The sequence below is a fragment of the Anabaena sp. WFMT genome, assembly GCF_051781005.1.
Taxonomy (GTDB): Bacteria; Cyanobacteriota; Cyanobacteriia; order Cyanobacteriales; family Nostocaceae; genus Anabaena.
This window is the reverse complement of record NZ_JBPWOA010000002.1, coordinates 747192-766428: the sequence shown is the minus strand read 5'-3', so window position 1 is coordinate 766428 and position 19237 is coordinate 747192. Positions and strand designations below refer to the sequence as shown.

The window sequence follows — 19237 nt, the reverse complement described above, 5'->3', positions numbered from 1 at the left end:
AAATTAAATCTAGAACAGCTTGACAGTAAAAACAAATAGCTCATAAATTTTTTATATGACAAAATAACCACATTATTATTTTTATTAATAGTTAATTATTCAAGTCCTTTTTATTAGATATCGATGAGGCTAAATCCTTGTATTGCAAGGGATACATTCACCTTGACCTTGATTCCAGGGTGAGTAATTTGTATCAAAAACATAAAAATGTATTTTTTGATACAGAATTTATTTCTAAATTAAATAGAAAATCAATCAAATTTATTGAATAACGGTTTCATTAAATTAAATCAGGAATTAATCTAGAAATTCCTGAAGCAATTACATCTAAAATTTTCCCTTAATTAGGGTTAATTAACTAAATTTTGTCAAATTGTAATTTGCACCTTGAACGATGATCAACTTTCATGATAATTAGGGGATAAATCATGGAAGAAATATTCTGTTTTCTGTGCCTCAAGCCAACAATTGTTATTCCAAATCAACACGTTTGAGCCGAAATAGAATCCATTTTTGAAACATAAATATTGAGGTAGTGATTTTTCAGATTTAGCGGTAAAAACATTGTTTAATGTTTCTAGAATTAATTAATTTCTGTCAGCTTCTGAAAAACATCAATCAAGGCTTTACTCGCAGGAAAAAACAGCAATGAATAAACGTACTCGACCCTTGTATCGCCTACTAGCATTAGCTATAGGTTCAATGGTGTTTGCAATTTTTGCTCCTACAGTTGTTCAAGCAGCAGATCCGCCAACAATTCAATCTTTAGCGGAAACAACAACCAAATTACAAATTTCTATTGATACTACCTGGGTATTACTCACAGGGTTTCTAGTATTTTTCATGCAAACTGGTTTTTCGATGTTAGAAGCAGGTTTGCTCCGTCAAAGAGGTGTAGTTAACGCCTTATTAGAAAACTTCATTGATGCTGCTGTCACCATCTTAATTTGGTGGGGAGTTGGTTTTGGTATTGCCTTCGGTACAAGTGCAGGTGGTTTCATTGGCACAGATACCTTTTTCCTCAGTCAGTTACCAACTGATGGAGCCTTTCCAAATGGTGGAGTGCCAGGTATAGCTTCTGAACTCAATGCTTACACCTTGTTCTTCTTTCAGTTTGCTTTCGCTGCTACTGCCAGTACAATCACAACTGGTTCAATGGCGGGAAGAACAGATTTTATTGGTGACTTAATCTATAGTGCCGTTATGGCAGCATTCAGTTACCCAATTATTGTTCACTGGGTTTGGAACGCGGATGGCTGGTTAGCCAAAATGAGTTTCCATGACTTTGCTGGTAGTTCTGTAGTTCACAGTGTAGGTGGTTGGACAGCTATAGTTGGCGCGTATTTGCTAGGCCCCCGTCCTGGACGTACTCCTTGGGGACAAATTCCCCCAGCACATAATTTAGGTTTAGCAGCCTTGGGAACCATGATTCTGTGGTTTGGTTGGTATGGGTTTAACCCAGGTTCAACCCTTGGTACTGGTAATCCTGGCTTGATTGGGTTAGTAACACTCAATACCACCCTTGGTGCTGGTGCTGGCGCTCTTGCGGCAATGTTTTACCAATACTACCGTTCCCGTAAATGGGATTTAGTTTATTCTCTCAATGGTTCTTTAGCCGGACTTGTAGGGATTACAGCTGGTTGTGCCTTTGTTGCACCTTGGGCTGCGGTTTTAATCGGGTTAACAGGTGGAATTTTAGTAGTTTTAGGAATTGATTTCATCGAATCAATGCATATTGATGACCCTGTAAGTGCATTTGCTGTTCACGGTATCAATGGCATGATGGGTACTCTGGCTGTGGGTTTCTTGGGTCAGCCAGAATTAACTCTGAACAAAAAAGCTGGGTTATTGTTAGGCGGTGGCTTTGATTTGCTGGGTGTGCAAATTTTGGGTGTAGTTGCGATCGCAGTTTTCACCGTTGCTTTTGCCTTTTTGATGTTCGGTGGACTCAAAGCAATTGGCCACCTACGTGTTGATTCTGAAGCCGATAAAATCGGTATTGATGCTTATGAACACGGCGCAACTGTCTGGCCTGATGTCTATGCAGTTGAGCAGTTTGTCGAAGAAGAAGAAAAACATCGCTCTCATTAGTCTGGTGTCGGTGCTTTAGAAGGTGAATAATTTACCGCTTTGGTTAGGTAAGTGCAATCAACCAATTACCTAACAAATTTGTACATTAGATTTAACAAAGCCAACCCAACATTAATTAATTTTTCTGTTGGGTTGTGCTACGCTTAATCCAAGCTACAATACTTAATTGTTAACAACATACTTTTTAAAATAGAGATTTTTGGTAATTCATAAGTAAACCCTATTTTTAATATTATTAAAATTATTCTTAATACTGTAAGTAAGCTAAAGATAGCTTTTGGAGATCGCCTGGGAGGATCGCTCAAAAAAGTAGTTATCAATATCTTTTACGTTTATTGCAAATAATTACATTGCCGTGATATGCTTACTTCACATAAATGCCTTTGTAATTAACAGTAATCAGCAGGTTTGAGTTATGTCGCCGGTAACAATCTCTTTGGTAGCTTTGAATAGTTGGGATTGTCCACCTTAAGGTGCAGCATAAGCCTTGCCGTAATTAAAAGTATTTGCAGCAGCCAACAAGTGGTAAACATTTCCAGCTTTGCATGATTCATAGTTTGCCAAGATCGACTGCTATGTCCAGCCTGTAGATTCATCTGTTCATAGTCTATTGAGTCATTCATATATCTCATCTATATTGAGTAACCCGTACTTACAAGTTATCTGCTTGTGAATGGTATTAAGTTGATGAATTGCCAAAAATCTGGTTTTTGGTGACTTTTCCAAAGCGGCATTACGAATAATTAATTACGGAATTATATTGGCGAGTAGGCTATTTTCGGTGTGAATTACGCACTGGGAATTTTATTTTGATGAAAAAGTTAGGAGGAAAATTGAACGGAACAATTTTGCGGCGAGAGTGGTTTTTTAACACTCAGCGAGACATTATGGCTGGTGCAGTAGTGGGACTGGCATTAATTCCAGAAGCGATCGCATTTTCGATTATTGCCGGGGTTGATCCCAAAGTCGGGCTTTATGCCTCATTTATTATTGCAGTCATCACAGCATTTTTAGGAGGTAGACCAGGTTCAATTTCCGCCGCTACAGGAGCGATGGCGCTACTAATGATTGATTTGGTCAAAGATCATGGTTTGCAGTATTTATTTGCTGCCACCTTGTTAACAGGAGTCTTACAAGTTGTGTTTGGGTTGCTGAAACTTGGACGACAAATGCGATTTGTACCCAGGGCGGTAATGATTGGCTATATCAATGCGTTGGCGGTGTTAATTTTCCTCGCCCAGTTGTCCCAATTGACCAACGTACCGCCGACTGTATATGTGTTAACTCTTCTTTCCTTGGGGATTATTTACATTCTGCCCCGCTTCACTAAAGCAGTTCCCTCGCCCTTGGTAGCTTTAGCGGTGATGACAATAGCAGCGATCGCTCTCAAATTAGATGTTCCCACAGTTGGGGATATGGGACAATTACCCACTGCCCTACCCAGTTTTGCCTTACCCCAAGTGCCTTTTACCCTGGAAACACTACAGATTATTCTGCCCTATTCTCTGACTTTAGTGATCGTTGGTTTATTAGCTTCATTCCTCACCGCTTCTCTAGTAGATGAACTCACAGACACCCCCAGCGATAAAAATCAAGAAGCCAAAGGACAAGGTATTGCAAATATAGTTACTGCCTTCTTTGGGGGTATGGCTGGATGTGGCATGATTGGCCAATCAGTCATTAATGTGCAGTCTGGTGGTAGAGGAAGACTGTCAACTCTTGCGGCTGGAATTTTCCTATTATTTGCCATTTTGGTTTTACAAGGTTGGGTTTCGTGCCTCAACCCAACCTTGTATTCAATATACATCAATATACTAAAGCCTTTAAATCATAATTCATCTAACTAAAGATAGATTTAAAATATTCTCATTGTTACATTTTCAAACTATAGCAATTCTATCTGATTTGTGAAAATGCTTTAATCTTATATTTTCCACTTCTTGGAGGATTTGGGGATCTTGTTTTTCCAAAAAATTAACCTATCTTTAACCGCTTCTAGGGAAGAGGCAATTATACTGGATATGTGCATATTTGGAAATCTAAATTTGAGGACAATCTTTCGCAAACGGCTAATTAACTCGGCAGATGACCATTAGAAATTTTTATTTATCATCCGAAATCTCTCCAAAATTGACTTATTGCCAAATTACTTTGGTTTAACCTTGACTTTGGTAGTAAAATGACTAAGTTAAGTTTTATATCCCAAATATCAAGGATATAAAACTGAATCAATACAAAACCTGTAGTTTTCTAAGTTTAGGCAATAGCTTTAAACTAGAAAACAGTAAAGAGAGGATTTCAAAACATGGCATTTTCACAACTTCCACTACCCTTCGACTTTAATGCTCTAGAGCCTTATGGTATGAAAGGTGAAACCTTTGAATATCACTATGGTAAGCATCACAAAGCTTATGTAGATAACCTCAACAAGCTCACCGATGGTACAGAACTTGCTGATAAGTCCCTCGATGAGGTAATCCAAATTTCCTTTAAAGACTCCTCTAAAGTTGGTATATTCAACAACGCTGCTCAAGTTTGGAACCATACCTTCTTTTGGAACTCACTCAAACCCGCAGGTGGTGGCGCTCCTACCGGTGAACTAGCTGCTAAGATTGACAAAGATTTTGGTAGTTTTGACAAATTCAAAGAAGAATTTTCTACTGCGGCTGCAACCCAGTTTGGTAGCGGTTGGGCTTGGTTAATTGATGATGGTGGTACGCTGAAGGTGATTAAGACACCAAATGCAGAAAACCCTTTAGCTCATGGTAAAAAGGCACTTCTCACCCTAGACGTTTGGGAACACGCCTACTACATCGACTACAGAAATGCTCGTCCAGCATTCATCAAAAATTTCTTAGATCAATTGGTTAACTGGGAATTTGCTGCTGCAAATCTAGCTGCTTAATCAACTTTTGATATAAAGCTTTCATTGACAGTCCCCATGCCTAACCAGCAGGGGATTTTTAATAAAGCCATCTGAGACGTAAACGCCTCAGTGGCTTCTTGATCCCCTGTATTGGTAATTTATTGGCTCCAACCCTGAAAATCCAACTCTCCACAGCGTGAAAGTAAAATTGGGTTGCAATTTGATCAAATTTACTACAACTTGCTCGCCTGGTCTTTAAACCACCGTTGACTAGTTTTTTGCTTGACTGTTATCAGTGTAGTTGGTGGTTTTGCCTGATTACCCTGATTTTCAAAGGCTTTATTCCCAAACTTGACCGAGGTGAGTTCAATATAGTCTATACTTCTGCCTTGCCTAGTGTTCCTGATCCCCGATTATTGGTGCAAGCAGGACAAGAACAACGAGGAGAACCAGGAAGGCTACCGGGACAAGGAGAATCGAACATAAGAGGACAAATAAATTCCTCTTCGGCTGCTGCTTTCGCTGCTTTATCATCTCCAATTCCTCTTCCTAATCCTTTAAATGATTCTGTGGATGTTGCTAAGAAACTGGAAGTAGTGGTGAGAAAGTCTCCCGCAGTGGAAACTGTGTTTATTATTGTAGGTTCCCGTGAAGGTGAGCCGAATAAAGAGAAGCTTTATGTGAAGCTGAAAAAAGAACGAATAATGACAACAGCTGCACTGCAAGACCAACTGCGTTCTGATTTACCTGATTTAAGCCACGCTACACTATCGGCAGTGCGATCGCTCATCTTCCAAACATCCACAACGCTAGGATGCAGCCATTTACAAAAATGTCCAAAATGTTGGCCATTAATGTAGCATGACAAATGATTGTGTCAGCGGCAGGATGATTGATTTTCCAAGATGGAACAGACTAATAGCTCAAAATCCGCACGCGAAGTTTTTAATATATCCAGATGGGCAATTAAATTTTCGTGGTTGACGGTGTGTTTTTGGATAGCGGTGACTGTAGCAGGTATTCTAGCTTTCGGTTCCCTCAAATACGCTTTGTTTCCAGATATTACCTTTCCGGTGGTGGTGGTAAATGCTCAAGCACCCTTAACTTCTGCTTTAGATACAGAAACCAAGTTAACGAAACCACTGGAAGAAAGCCTCAAGTCCCTGGCAGGAATTGAAAATATCCGTTCCTCAACTTATCCGGGGCAAAGTGCTGTTAGCCTATTGTTTGCGGTTGGTACAGATTTAGAAACATCTACTAACAAAACTACCAGCGCACTGAAGGAGTTAAAACTACCTGAAGGAGCTAAATATAAGATTATTCCTTTAAACCTGAATGAGTCATCAGTCATTAGTTATGCCATTGAGAGTCAGTCAGGAAATTTGGGTGATTTGCAGAAATTGGCTGATGAGAAAATTTTACCTGCGATCGCAAAATTACCAGGAGTTCTCAAAGTCTCACTATTGGGCGCTCAACCAAAATCACCTCCTCTTAATCCTAGCAATGCCACGGCGGCTTTAACAGGGGGAGCAAATTTAGTCAGATTTAATGGTCAAGATGTACTAGCATTTCAAGTCATCAAACGTGGCGATGCTAACACTTTAGAAGTAGTGAGTCGAGTCGAACAGGAAGTACAAAACCTGCGTTCTACCTTGAAAGATGTCAAACTCACCCTAGCGGCTACCCAAGCAGAATATATCCGCCAAGCCACCAAATCAACCATAGATGCGTTGATAGAAGCTATCATTTTGGCAGTTGTGGTAATTTTCCCATTTTTATGGAATTGGCGAGCCACTTTGATTTCTGCTTTGGCAATTCCCACATCTTTGTTAGCGACGTTTATCGTCATGGCAATTTTTGGCTTCAACCTAGAAACAATTACGTTGTTAGCCTTAGCTTTAGTTATTGGCAGTGTCATTGATGATGCCATCATTGATGTAGAAAACATCTTGCGGCATATCGAAGAAGGGCAAAGCCCCCGCGAAGCTGCACACTTAGCTACCGATGAAATTGGTTTAACAGTGGTCGCCACAACTGCCACAGCCGTAGCAGTATTCTTACCTATTGGTTTAATGGGAGGAGTAGTCGGGCAGTTTTTCCAGCCATTCGGGATTACGGTTTCCGCTTCTTATATTGCTTCTACATTGGTGGCTCGGACTTTATCACCGGTGTTATCTATTTATTGGCTCAAACCTGTTAAGAAAACTTCCCAACGCAAAGAAAATAAAATTGGGGTTTATTTTACCGACGCTTATCGCAATTTACTTTCTTGGTCTTTGAATCACCGGAAAATAGTTATTGCCTTAGCCGTACTCAGTTTTATTGCTGGTATTGCCATAATTCCCTTTATTCCCAAAGGATTTATCCCCAAACTAGATCGCGGTGAATTCAACATTACCTACATTGCACCTCTGCCGAAAATGCCGGATTTGGCAGCGTTACAAGGAGGCAGGAGGCAGGAGGCAGGAGGCAGGAGGGAAACAACTTTTTCCCAATCTCCAGTTCCCAATCCCCAATCCTCAATACCTATTCCCAATCCTCTCAATGACTCTTTAGAGGTGGCAAAAAAACTAGAAGCAGAGGTGAGAAAATTCCCAGATGTGGAAACAGTTTTTACCACTGTCGGTTCTCGTGGAGGTGAGCCAAATAAGGGAACTTTATATGTCAAGCTGAAGGAAGATCGCACGATTAAAACGGCAGAATTACAAGACCAGTTACGCCAAACTTTGCCTAAACTTCCTGGTGTGACTACCAGCGTGGAAGATATTCAATTTGTGGATACTGGTGGAGAAAAACCTTTACAGGTGGCACTTCGCGGTAATGACCTCAAAGCTTTGAATCAAGCAGCTAAGACTATTAAAGACCGCATTACCAAAATCCCAGGATTTGCTGATGTCACAGTTACAGGAGACACCAACAATGCAGATCAGGTTTTTCAAATTGAACGACTGAATCAAGAACGGGTTGCATATATCAGTGCTAATTTGGGTCAGGGTTTAACTTTGGGTGATGCTACAGACAAAATTGTAGCGGAAGCGAAAGAGGTTTTACCTGCTGATATCACTTTAGGTTTAGGTGGAGATTCTGCCCGACAAAACGAAGTTTTTGGTAGTTTTATTTCAACTTTGATTTTATCGGCTTTGTGTATCATCGTTGTGTTGATTTTACTGTTTAAAAGCTGGGTAGATCCTTTAGTGATTGGCGTTTCTTTACCCTTGGCGGTTGTAGGAGCGATGTTAGCATTACTCTTTACTAAGAGTGACTTTGGCATGATTTCGCTGATTGGTTTTGTGTTTTTGCTGGGACTGGCAAATAAAAACGCTATTGTTTTGGTTGATTACATTAATCAGTTACGTCGATCAGGTTTAGAACGCACGGAAGCTATTCTCAAAGCTGGGCCTGTCAGACTCAGACCAATTATGATGACTACTGTCTCTACTCTTTTAGGGATGTTACCGATCGCTTTGGGTTTTGGTGCGGGTTCAGAATTGCGATCGCCTATGGCTGTAGCTATTGCCGGCGGTTTGGTGACTTCTACTATCCTCAGTTTGATTGTTGTGCCGGTTGTCTATGCAATTTTAGATGATTGGTTTCCCAGGAAGAAGATGACTCAATAACAGCTTGTAGTAAAGATTGTAGAGACGTTCCATGGAACGTCTCTACAGGAGTTTCAGGTCACACATATTTAATTTTCACTCCTATCTCTAATTAGTGAATTGAAAAAATTGACGCACCAAATTAATTAAATTGTCAGAATCAGGATTTACAGGATGTTCGTTTATGGTATGATTTTTTTGTCTGAATCCTGATTTTAACGTTTTCAAAGTTCAAAAAAACAAATTTTTTTGGGGTTTAAAGTGGTTGACTTTTTTCTCTAAAAATGATATTTTTATAATGGGAATATAGCCTTAAATAAAAATTTTGCTTCTGCTCCATTATATTAATATGAATATTTTACCACGTTGACCCCGACCGCAACCCCTAAAAAAAGAATTTTTTTGAAGAAAATTTTATCAAAAATATTTCACTCAATAATCTAAACTTATTAATTACAAAAGACAACTGAGTTTTTTTTGCCTGTTATCCTGTAAATCCTGATTCAGACAATAATGAAATATTCAGGAGTGAGAGGTCATTGAATGCGGGCTTTTGTGACTGGTGGTACAGGTTTTGTAGGTTCTCATGTGGTGCGATCGCTCTTAGAGTCAGGATACAACGTTACAGCTTTGGTACGTGGGAGTAGTAATTTAGGCAATTTACGCGGTTTAGAGGTAGATATTGTTAAAAGTGATTTAAATGATCCACTTATCTGGAAACAGATGCAGGGTTGTAACTACCTGTTTCATGTCGCTGCCCATTATTCCCTCTGGCAAAAAGACCGCGATTTGCTCTATCGTCATAACGTGGAAGGAACGCGCAATCTCTTAGCAGCAGCCCAAAAAGCGGGGATTGAACGCACAGTTTATACAAGTTCTGTAGCGGCTATTGGAGTGGGGAAATCTGGTCAAGTGGTTGATGAAACCCATCAGAGTCCTGTAGAGAAGTTGATGGGAGACTACAAAAAGTCTAAATTTTTGGCTGAACAAGTAGCGATCGCAGCTGCAAAACAAGGTCAAGATATTGTAGTGGTTAATCCTAGCAGTCCAATTGGAACTATGGATATTAAACCCACACCAACCGGGGATATTATATTGCGGTTTCTGCGACGACAAATGCCGGCTTATGTGGATACGGGTTTGAACTTTATTGACGTGAGAGATGTGGCTAGAGGACATTTGCTGGCTTTAGAAAAAGGAAAATCAGGCGATCGCTATATCTTAGGACATCAAAACCTCAGCCTCAAGCAACTGCTAGAACTACTCTCCCAAATTACCGGATTAAAAGCACCGCAAATATCCGTTCCGGCTTTGTTACCTTTAACCGTGGCTTGGATAGAAGAAAAAATTCTCGCACCTATGGGAAAAACCCCCACCGTTCCCATAGATGCTGTCCGCATGGCACAGCAACCGATGTATTATGATGCTTCCAAGGCCGTCCGCGAACTTGGTCTACCTCAGTCCCCTCTGAACGTAGCACTCAAGGACGCTGTTGATTGGTTTGTATCTAATGGTTATGTGAATAGGTAAAAAATGAAGTTTTACCCCCTGATTTTGTAGGGGTTTAGCAATGCTAAACCCCTACCCAGTTGGAAATAATGATTTTTCAATTCAACAAGTGGTGTAATCAAGAGAGGAGAATAGTTAAATGGCAATTAATCTACAACAAGCAATAGATATTGGCAAGTATCTAGTAACACAGCGTCTGTTGGGGCGTAAACGCTTCCCTCTGGTATTGATGTTAGAACCGCTGTTTCGGTGTAACTTAGCTTGTACAGGCTGTGGAAAAATCCAACATCCCACAGAGATACTCAAACAAAACCTTACCCCAGAACAGTGTTTTGCAGCAGTAGAAGAATGTGGCGCACCTGTGGTTTCTATTCCTGGAGGAGAACCGTTATTACATCCCCAAATTGATGAAATCGTTAAGGGTTTAGTTGAACGCAAGAAATATGTTTACTTGTGTACTAATGGTTTGTTATTAGAAAAGAGTCTCCATAAATTTCAACCTTCTCCTTATCTGAGTTTCAGCGTTCACCTCGATGGAATGCGAGAATGGCATGATAAATGTGTAGACAGAAAAGGCGTTTTTGATACTGCTGTTCAAGCGATTCGCGCTGCTAAAGCTAAAGGCTTTCGTGTAACGACTAACACAACTATTTTTGAAGGTTGCGATATCCAAGAAATGCAGGAGTTTTTTGATTTCTTAGAAACTCTGAGAACTGATGGAATGATGATTTCTCCTGGTTACGGTTACGCATGGGCCCCAGATCAGGATCATTTTCTGCAAAGAGAACAAACCCGTGCTTTATTCCGAGAAATTCTCACACCTTATACATCTGGTAAAAAGAACTGGAATTTCAATCACAATCCCCTATTTTTAGATTTTCTCATTGGTGAGAAAGACTATGAATGTACTCCTTGGGGTAGTCCTAGTTATAGTGTTTTGGGTTGGCAAAAACCTTGCTATCTCTTGAATGAAGGATACTATACAAGCTTCAAACAGTTATTAGATGAGACTGATTGGAGTCAATACGGACGTGCTAGTGGTAATCCTAAATGTGCTGATTGCATGGTTCATTGTGGTTATGAACCAACCGCAGCAATGGATGCTATGCAACCACAAAATATAGCCCGTTCTTTAGGAACTGTGTTTGGTAGGGGGTGACGAACTGTAACTTAATTCTTGCTCATGTTTACTTTGGGTAGGTCTGATGTGAGTTGGTCAATAAAATCTCTTAACCGTTCCTGATAGTTGGGAACGGTTTTCATTTTCTTCCTTATTTATTTTTTGACTTTAAATTTTAAAGGAGTTTTGCAGTTTTACTTCCTTTCCACGAGAAGAATACCGATTGAATGAACCACGAAGACACGAAGGACGCTAAGGAAGAAGAGAAGAAGATCGGTAATCTTACACCGGAAAGGGAGTAGTTGTTGAGCAATTTAGTCAGAAAGTTCGATTATGATTTGCATCGGTTGATTCTCCTTGGCTTACGGTTTACTGTGGCGTTCTTTCACGGCTTCGTAGAGACGACGCGACATTTCAATAGGAATTCCAGTAGGAGGCAAGAGAATTTTCAACCACTCGATGCCACCTGCGAGAAGAACTTTGATAAGGTCAGGTGTAGATTCTATTAGTTCTAGAAATTTGTGAGTGAAAGTCTGCTTTTGTGGTTCAGTAGTAATAGGATAGGTTTGGACAAGTTGATTCAACAAAACTTGCATCTTTGGCGCAGCTACGGCAAGGTCTTGTTGACTGACATTTGTGACATTTTGCTGAAATTTGATATTGCTGTTTTCGGCAGCATAGTTAACACCAACAGTTGCATTAGGTTGATTAAAGTTGATGATAGGTTGTTTATCAGTCACGATAGTTAATACTTGTTTTGATGAGTTAAAATTTTCTATCTTTAGTATATCTGTTTGTGAAAACTTGGCAATTTCGTAGTTGTAGAATTGGCAGCGGGATTGGATAAGAATAACAGCATCAAGCACAAATCCATTTGGTGAAGTAGGAATTAAATTGATCAAATCTGGAAGATATTTAGCAGTAATTGGAAATGGCATATTTTTCAAAGATTCAGTTGCACTTAGAGCAACTTCAAAATCAGTATCTCTTACCATATCCAATAATCTGCTCGCAGCTTTTTCACTACTAAATTGTCCCAATCCTGTTGCAGCAGAACTATGTAGATTGTTATCAGCAGCTTTTGAGGCATTTATAAAAGCATTCTCTAAGTCTTCATTCAAAAGTAGATTTGGCTGTATAGAAGATAACTTTGTGAGCGTTGTTAGTGTTTTTTCTTGGATGTATATATCTTGATCTTCATTTAAAATTCGTATCAGTCTCGAAATTGTCGCTTCAGAAATTTCTAAGTTGTCAGGTAGATATTGCCTCAAACCTGTTAATTCCTGAGATGCTTGATCACGAACATTACAGTGTGAATCGTCTAAAGCTTTTATCACTTGAGGAATAGCTTCTTTACCAATCAGTCTTACTAGGCCAGTAAGGGCGTGTCCTCTCACATAATGATGTGGATCTTCTAAAGCTTGAATTGCTAAATCTATGGCTACTTCTTTACCAAGCAAACTTGTCAAGTGAAAAATAGCATTACCTCTTTCGATAGGTTCTTCAGAATTTAGATATCTCAGCCAATGGTTAATTTGTCCTTTTTGTTGAGATTCCTGACGTTCTTTTATATCATTTTCCTTAGTGATTTCTCTATTTTTTATCTGAAAAATGGCATAAGAAGCTGTACAATGTAAGTCTGAGTTCAAATCTAAATAAGCTTCAAATAAATCAATAATAATTCTTTCATTACCTAATTTACCCAGTAAATCGGCAGAAGTTTTACGAAGGGATAAGTCACTATTTTTATTCTTTAAAACTTTGGTTAATACAGGAATTACTGCTTCACGTTCCATTTTTTCCAAGCAGCGAGTAGCCATCCTGCTGACTTTATACTCTAAGTCTTGTGTTGCCCTAAGTAGTTCCAGAATGGCTGCTTCCGAATCTAATTTTCCTAAAACACGCATTACTGCCATTTCGCGAACTGAGACAATTGGATCTTTAATTAGAATTTGAGACACTAACGAAATTGCTTGTTCGGTGTCTAGCTCCGCAATTGCTCGGATAGCCGTCTTACGTACATGAAAATCTGCATCCTCAATTGCTATATTTATCACAGATAGAGCAGCTTCACTGCCCAATTTTCTAGATGCCCAAACAGATTTTCTACGGATATCTGGATCTGAATGTTTGACTGTCTTGATTAGATCATCAGCGGCTTTTAAAGATTTGGTTTCCCCAAGGAGAAATATCCTGAACCATTCTGTAACTTGTTGTTCAGCAATCATCTTGACTGTCTTTTGTTGAAGCTCCGGTTTTACATCTCCTGCCAACTTCGCCCCTAACTTCAAATCCACATTCAAGGCTAATTCTATTATCTTTATTGCTTGTTCCTCAGTGTTCTCTGGAAACCCAAGCATGAGGGCAATCGCCTCTGTCCATTTCAAATAATTGAGATGCTCTTTCTGAAACCGATTGTATTTCTGATTTAGTTCTTTTTTGATCAGTTCAGGTAGCCTAGTTAGTAAATATTCTGCCGCATAGTATTCCTGAATCAGTTGATGGTGAAAACTAATTTCTTTATCAGAAACTTTTTCCAGAAGATGATACTTGAGCAACTCTTCAATTCGGGATGAAGCACCATAAAGATCGCCAAACCTTTCACACAGAACTTTGTTAGCTCGATCATCAGAGATTACCAAGCCAGGATCATTTGGTTCTAAAGAGTTCAGCATAGTGAACGCCAAATGCTCCAACCAAGCATTCCAGTTTTTGCGGCGTTCATCTGTCACTGGTGCGTCTTCTTTGAACTTTTTGAATGACTTAAAAAATTCACGGAATGCCTCTCCCAAAGTCTCTGCAACAGTGCCAGTTTCCTGAAAGACGTGATATAGCATCCATAAAACAAAAGGTGTGCGGCTTAACTCTCGGTTGTCTCGGCTTAACAACTGCAACACCTTTTGCTCCTGACTAGACATACATTCTTTTAAAAAGCGATTAATTTCTAAATGACTAAGAGGTTGAATTTCCAACCTTCTTGTAATACCTAAATCGCCACTGCCTAGCTCTCGCGTTGTACAGATGAGTGGTATTTTGGACTGTTTGCACTTATTACGAAAGTCTTTCAAATCTGTACGAATTGAATCTGCTGGCATCTCGTTTAAGCCATCTAAGAGCAGAATCAACCGTTTTTTCTTCCACAAAAGTTCTTTTATTTCTGTAATTTCCAGTATTAGTTCTGGTTCTAGGGTATCTCTAATCAGAGTCAACATCCCTGAAGCATCTTCAGATCCAGAAACAGGGACTTTGTACCTTTTCAATGGAATCAGTACCGGAATTCGAGGCTCTGGTTTCTCAAGCTCTGCTTTTGCAAAACTAACCAAACAGCGTAAAAGTGAGGTTGATTTGCCCACACCCGGCGAACCGACAAGTAAAATATGTTCAGATTCGATGTGATCCTGAATTCCTTTGAATATGGGCAGTGAGATTATTTGCGGCTTTTCTTCACGCTCCTCTTTCTGCTCTTTAGTTTGCACGATTTGCTCAAATGAGAAAGTTGCTTGTTGAGCCGCGATTGTTTCAGTCAACGCATCTTTAGTCCACCACTTCTCATGGCGGCAACAGATTTCTTGCAGATAGGACTGGAACTCGCTGGAGGCAACCATGCAAAGACCAAGCTAAATTATTTTAAGTGAGTCTTATTAATCATAAGCAGACGCTTCGGATTATGCCTAGTATAATTCATAAAATTTTGAGAAAAAGCGTTATTCTGTAAAAAATCAGATATTGGTTTCTATGTGAGACATTAACTAGCGACTGAATCTGTTAATCTAAAAATACTGCAAGTTTATAACTTACCCAACCATGAAAACATCAACTCAGGTAAATGATATTTTGCAAGCTATATCTGATCTAGCTTTTGAAGATCAGTCATTTATCGCTGAAATTCTGTCCAAAAGAATGATCGAATTGAGAAGAAGTCAAATTGCTTCAAGAGCTAAAGAAGCTGAGGAAAATTACAGATTGGGTAATGTTCAGACTGGTACTGTTGAAGATTTGATGATGTCTTCAAGCGATGATTGAGATTATTTGGGATGAGCCATTCCTACGAATATTGAAAAAATGGCGCAAGAAGCATCCTGAACTTGTTGAAAGATTTCAGCAAAAAATCTCTCTTTTTATCGACGATCCATTTCATTCATCATTGAAAACACATAGTTTAAGTGGAAATCTTGAAGGTTATTGGGCGTTGAGTATCACCTATGAGTATCGGCTTGTTTTCCAATTTATCTCTGACAGCAAAGTTTTACTAATTGATATTGGAACTCACGATGAGGTTTATTAGCAGTTACCCTTTTCATCCTTCATCTAAATTCATCATCATCTCGTAGGTTGCAATGTTAAATCCATTAGCTTCAAATAGCTGCTTTGCAAATTCATTTTGTGCTGCAACTTGGAGTATCAATATTTGTGAACCTAACTGCTTTGCCGCATCTATTGAAGCATTTAACAGCAATTTTCCTGCTCCCAGTCCCCGCGCTGATTCATCAATGTAAATATCATGAAGCCATACTGCTTCTGGTGCAATATCTACAAAACTGCTTTCTTCTAACCGTGTAAATGAGTAACCAACGATTTCATTTTCTACTTCTACGACCAACACAACTGCTTTGGGGTTGACAATCTGTTCGACAAAAAAATCAAAAATTTGTTGTTCGTGATTTTCAAACTCAACGAACCTTAAAGGATTGAAATTGTGATGTTGATGAACTAGTTTGATTGCGTACTTTGTCACACCTTGATGATCATTTATGCTTGCTTGTCTAATTGTAATATTTGGCTTTTTCATAGCTTCGTAATGGATAAATAGAAAGATGTGATGCACCGTTTATCTAGTTTGTCCAGAATGTATGGGTAATTTACTAGGACTTACGCACTCAGCCAAGTTGAGAACCGTAGAATAGGCGTTTCAACTTCTGGAGAGATTCTTCGCTGCGCTCAGAATGACAGTTTTCCGTTTCAGTGCGTGAGTCCTGTTTACGTCCTGGACAAAAACCCCATCATCCTTCACTAGCCAACCCTTCCAAGACCTGCTGCAAATCGCTTGTCAATTCAGACACCGCTTGTCTAGCACCTACACGACTCCCCTTATACCCCGGATAACGTTCAGAAACAGATATCGGTGTACCCACAGTAATTTTCACCCTTTGCTTACCCAAATGCGGACGCTGTAAAGGATTGTTGCCTTTAATTTTATTGACCATACTCCATAAAAGTAAAGTTGTTTCTGCAAATCTTTCTACTGTTGGTTTTTCGCGGATATAAATCCCAGAAACTGCTACAAAACTCTCAACTAATCTCATGTGCCACATCCGAAAATAAGCTTCTTCGGCAATTTTATCGCCCAAACTTCTCTCAATTTGTGATAATGATTTAATATCTTTAAAATCTTCTCTAAATATATAATTCCAACCTGCTTGTTCTACTCTTCTACATCTATCATTCCAATTTCCTCTAGATGGTAAATCAAAATATTGTTCAGCAATAAATAAGGCTACATTCATGACAGCCTGTAACCGATAAGCTAAGGCTTGATTTCTATCTTTAATTTCTCCGTTAATAATCTTTTCATCTGGCAATGTTTGATGATAAAATCTGGTATAGAATTGCTCCATTATGGATAATAAATGTTCTGCTAAACTCAATAAGCGGGGATAAAGCACTTCAAAAGAAGTATCAGTTGATGGGTTGACAGATAAACCACTAGCTGATTCTAATTCAGTTAATAAGTTGGAGATCGCCTCCCAAGGTTGGTTAACATAACTATACTGAAGTCCTATTGGTAAAATTAATACCTCTTCACTTCTGCCAGCCTTGTGTAAATCTTCTGCACACCAAAAGCCCATTTGAGCAATACCCGGTTCCAAAGGACTGACAATTTCTGATAAACCATTAGTTGCACCTTCTGGTGCAGCAGCCATTGGAAACTGCCCATTCATATACAAATCCCGCGCTGAACGTAACCCTGTCCAGTCAGCTTTACCCCGTTGAATGGAAGTACCACCTAAATTAGAAGCAAGCCAACCAATATGTTGACCAGCCCAGAGAGGAATACCCCGATCATAGATAAAATGGGCATGAATTGGATGCTGTAGCTGTATACTCTGCTTTCGTGCTGCCTTGGGGACAAGTTGGGAAAACAAGTGCGTTAGACATAGTGGATCTTCTATTTGAGGATGACGAAAGGCAAACATGAAGCGGATTTTACCTTCCTGAAACTGATGATAAAGATCCACTAAAGTTTCTACGTTTTCAGCTTCAATTTGGCTAATAGGAGTTTTCCAGCGTATCCAGTTGGGTAATAAAAGATGTACAAATCTTAATAGTACAGGGTTAAACGCTGGGGGGATAAATTCTAGGGGTGGTTGTGCTTGATACATTAAATCTGACAAAGTACTTTTCTCCTCAAGTGACGATGAGACACTTTAGACTGAACAATGAGAATCTGTATAGAGTTTCTTTCAAGATACCCTAGCGATCGCTCTACCAGTTGCATAAATCCTGTCGAAGAGGGCGAAGCGAACTGACAAGTCAGCGTTCACACTATCGCACTTGGCACAATTGGGGCAAACTAGGAACAGGTCTGTAAAGAAAGGAGAACTGTATGGCCTGGACTAAAATTTTGGCGGCTAATGCCTTAGCCCCTGGTGCTAGAGAAGTTGTGAAAGTAGGTGACAGAAATATTTTGGTGTTAAACCACGAAAATAATCTTTATGCAGTGGAAAACAAGTGTCCTCACTTAAATTTACCCATGAAATCTGGGAAAATTAAAGATGGAGCGATTGTTTGCTCTTTCCACCGAAGTGCTTTTGACTTGAGTAGCGGTGAAGTGAAAACTTGGTGTCCTTGGCCCCCCGGAGTGGGTAAGTTAATGTCAATGGTTTCCCAAGCCAAAACCTTGCCAGTATTTCCTGTACGCGTGGAAGATGGCAATATTTTGGTTGATGTTCCAGAGTAATAGTAGATAGTTTGTCTTGATAGCGATCGCTTGAAAGTACAAATTCTGGAAAGCGATCGCATAGATTTAGTCTATATTTTAGCAATCAACCCCGATTAATATGAGCGAACAACAACCAGAAACCATACAGCAGAAGATTAAACAATTAGCCACCCAAGCGATAAAACAATCAAAACCATCATCCTGGTTTGAAGTTCTATATGCAGAATCTCAAGGTGATGCAACTCAAGTACCTTGGGCAAACTTAACCCCCCATCCCTATTTACAAAATTGGCTAAACACTCATCCTCAAACCCGTGAAAAGCCTTCAGCGCTGGTAATTGGTTGTGGCTTAGGAGATGATGCCGAAGCTTTAGCTAAACATGAATTTCAAGTCACAGCCTTTGATATTTCTCCCACCGCAGTTACCTGGTGTCAGCAGAGATTTCCTAATTCTGCTGTTACTTATATAGTTGCAGATTTGTTTGCAATTCCTATCCAATGGCAGCAGGCTTTTGACTTAGTATTTGAATGTCGCAATATTCAAGCACTACCATTGAATGTACGTTCCCTAGTAATTGAATCAGTTGCTTCTATGGTTGCAGTCGGGGGAACCTTATTAATCATTACAGGATTTCGAGAAACAGAAGCCGAACCAGATGGCCCACCTTGGTCTGTGTCTGAGTCAGAACTTACTCAGTTCACAGCTTGGGGATTAACAGAGATTTCTCGCTTTCCGTTCTTAGAATCTAACAAACAACGCCTGAGAATTGAATATCGGCGGGAATTGTCTACCAAATAAATCTACAAAATTTTACATACAGTATATTGCAGGTAAAAGAAGTACAAAATTTAACTTAAACACCAAGTATCAAGTGAGTTTTATTACTGACTCCTTGCCCTGAGCGTTCACGTAGTGTGTCGAAGACAAGCCGATAGCGTAGCGTGGCGTTAGCCATAGGGCTGACTCCTGACTCCTGACTTCTGCTCAATATTTTTTGTAGTTATTTTTAGGCGATAATAAAAATAGAAAGTTGATTCAACCATTGCTCACTTTTATTAAATTAGCTCCAAAATCAAATAGCTTAGTTAGCAAGTGGTAAATGGAGGTGAAATAA

The 19237-nt window shown here is 39.5% G+C and carries 13 protein-coding genes and 1 pseudogene; 11 read left to right on the top strand and 3 right to left on the bottom strand.

The genetic code is table 11. The features are described from left to right. The first annotated feature begins 648 nt into the window (after window positions 1-648). From ACSQ6I_RS03640 to hpnH, 7 genes and pseudogenes are all read left to right on the top strand, one after another. Window positions 649-2091, top strand: a complete 1443-nt coding sequence (locus ACSQ6I_RS03640) for an ammonium transporter (protein ID WP_438888938.1) — start codon at window positions 649-651, stop codon at window positions 2089-2091. Between the two features lie 887 nt (window positions 2092-2978). Further along, a pseudogene (locus ACSQ6I_RS03635) lies at window positions 2979-3863 on the top strand (SulP family inorganic anion transporter); the annotation flags it as partial. A 533-nt stretch (window positions 3864-4396) separates the two neighbouring features. Then, window positions 4397-4996, top strand: a complete 600-nt coding sequence (locus ACSQ6I_RS03630) for a superoxide dismutase (protein ID WP_438888937.1) — start codon at window positions 4397-4399, stop codon at window positions 4994-4996. 239 nt (window positions 4997-5235) lie between these two features. Beyond that, window positions 5236-5817, top strand: coding sequence for a hypothetical protein (locus ACSQ6I_RS03625; protein ID WP_438888936.1), 582 nt, complete (start codon window positions 5236-5238; stop codon window positions 5815-5817). Between the two features lie 45 nt (window positions 5818-5862). After that, window positions 5863-8574, top strand: coding sequence for an efflux RND transporter permease subunit (locus ACSQ6I_RS03620; RefSeq protein WP_438888935.1), 2712 nt, complete (start codon window positions 5863-5865; stop codon window positions 8572-8574). Between the two features lie 522 nt (window positions 8575-9096). Beyond that, complete coding sequence (gene hpnA / locus ACSQ6I_RS03615) at window positions 9097-10083, top strand: hopanoid-associated sugar epimerase (protein WP_438888933.1); 987 nt, start codon at window positions 9097-9099, stop codon at window positions 10081-10083. 118 nt (window positions 10084-10201) lie between these two features. After that, complete coding sequence (gene hpnH, locus ACSQ6I_RS03610; RefSeq protein ID WP_438888932.1) at window positions 10202-11221, top strand: adenosyl-hopene transferase HpnH; 1020 nt, start codon at window positions 10202-10204, stop codon at window positions 11219-11221. Window positions 11222-11544: 323 nt separating this feature from the next. Here hpnH and ACSQ6I_RS03605 read toward each other — a convergent pair whose 3' ends face one another. Next, a complete protein-coding gene (locus tag ACSQ6I_RS03605; protein ID WP_438888931.1) occupies window positions 11545-14787 on the bottom strand; it encodes a HEAT repeat domain-containing protein in 3243 nt (1080 codons plus the stop codon). 199 nt (window positions 14788-14986) lie between these two features. Between ACSQ6I_RS03605 and ACSQ6I_RS03600 the strand changes: the two genes are divergently transcribed. Then, the gene (locus ACSQ6I_RS03600) at window positions 14987-15205 is read left to right on the top strand and encodes a hypothetical protein (protein WP_438888930.1); all 219 of its coding nucleotides are present in this window, start codon (window positions 14987-14989) and stop codon (window positions 15203-15205) included. After that, window positions 15198-15467 (top strand): type II toxin-antitoxin system RelE/ParE family toxin, encoded by a 270-nt coding sequence (locus tag ACSQ6I_RS03595; protein ID WP_438888929.1) that lies wholly within the window; start codon window positions 15198-15200, stop codon window positions 15465-15467. Before ACSQ6I_RS03600 ends, ACSQ6I_RS03595 begins: the two co-directional genes overlap by 8 nt. 12 nt (window positions 15468-15479) lie before the next feature. Here the strand turns inward: ACSQ6I_RS03595 and ACSQ6I_RS03590 are convergent, their stop codons facing one another. Both ACSQ6I_RS03590 and ACSQ6I_RS03585 read right to left on the bottom strand, forming a co-directional pair. Then, window positions 15480-15971 (bottom strand): GNAT family N-acetyltransferase, encoded by a 492-nt coding sequence (locus ACSQ6I_RS03590; protein ID WP_438888928.1) that lies wholly within the window; start codon window positions 15969-15971, stop codon window positions 15480-15482. Window positions 15972-16182: 211 nt separating this feature from the next. Next, complete coding sequence (locus ACSQ6I_RS03585) at window positions 16183-17562, bottom strand: 1-acyl-sn-glycerol-3-phosphate acyltransferase (RefSeq protein ID WP_438889002.1); 1380 nt, start codon at window positions 17560-17562, stop codon at window positions 16183-16185. A gap of 224 nt (window positions 17563-17786) precedes the next feature. Here ACSQ6I_RS03585 and ACSQ6I_RS03580 point away from each other — a divergent pair, with 224 nt between their 5' ends. After that, on the top strand, window positions 17787-18140 hold the full coding sequence (locus tag ACSQ6I_RS03580) for a Rieske (2Fe-2S) protein (RefSeq protein WP_438888927.1): 354 nt from the start codon (window positions 17787-17789) through the stop codon (window positions 18138-18140). 100 nt (window positions 18141-18240) lie between these two features. Continuing rightward, window positions 18241-18921: a class I SAM-dependent methyltransferase gene (locus ACSQ6I_RS03575; protein WP_438888926.1), complete on the top strand. Its 681-nt coding sequence runs from the start codon at window positions 18241-18243 to the stop codon at window positions 18919-18921. Window positions 18922-19237: the final 316 nt, after the last annotated feature.

What these genes read in the sequence shown, in the direction of transcription:
- ACSQ6I_RS03580 (WP_438888927.1), top strand. Translation starts at nt 17,787, where the DNA reads ATGGCCTGGACTAAAATTTTGGCGGCTAATGCCTTAGCCCCTGGTGCT.
- ACSQ6I_RS03600 (WP_438888930.1), top strand. Translation starts at nt 14,987, where the DNA reads ATGAAAACATCAACTCAGGTAAATGATATTTTGCAAGCTATATCTGAT.
- ACSQ6I_RS03585 (WP_438889002.1), bottom strand. Translation starts at nt 17,562, where the DNA reads ATGTATCAAGCACAACCACCCCTAGAATTTATCCCCCCAGCGTTTAAC.
- ACSQ6I_RS03640 (WP_438888938.1), top strand. Translation starts at nt 649, where the DNA reads ATGAATAAACGTACTCGACCCTTGTATCGCCTACTAGCATTAGCTATA.
- hpnH (WP_438888932.1), top strand. Translation starts at nt 10,202, where the DNA reads ATGGCAATTAATCTACAACAAGCAATAGATATTGGCAAGTATCTAGTA.
- hpnA (WP_438888933.1), top strand. Translation starts at nt 9,097, where the DNA reads ATGCGGGCTTTTGTGACTGGTGGTACAGGTTTTGTAGGTTCTCATGTG.
- ACSQ6I_RS03595 (WP_438888929.1), top strand. Translation starts at nt 15,198, where the DNA reads ATGATTGAGATTATTTGGGATGAGCCATTCCTACGAATATTGAAAAAA.
- ACSQ6I_RS03620 (WP_438888935.1), top strand. Translation starts at nt 5,863, where the DNA reads ATGGAACAGACTAATAGCTCAAAATCCGCACGCGAAGTTTTTAATATA.
- ACSQ6I_RS03605 (WP_438888931.1), bottom strand. Translation starts at nt 14,787, where the DNA reads ATGGTTGCCTCCAGCGAGTTCCAGTCCTATCTGCAAGAAATCTGTTGC.
- ACSQ6I_RS03575 (WP_438888926.1), top strand. Translation starts at nt 18,241, where the DNA reads ATGAGCGAACAACAACCAGAAACCATACAGCAGAAGATTAAACAATTA.
- ACSQ6I_RS03590 (WP_438888928.1), bottom strand. Translation starts at nt 15,971, where the DNA reads ATGAAAAAGCCAAATATTACAATTAGACAAGCAAGCATAAATGATCAT.
- ACSQ6I_RS03630 (WP_438888937.1), top strand. Translation starts at nt 4,397, where the DNA reads ATGGCATTTTCACAACTTCCACTACCCTTCGACTTTAATGCTCTAGAG.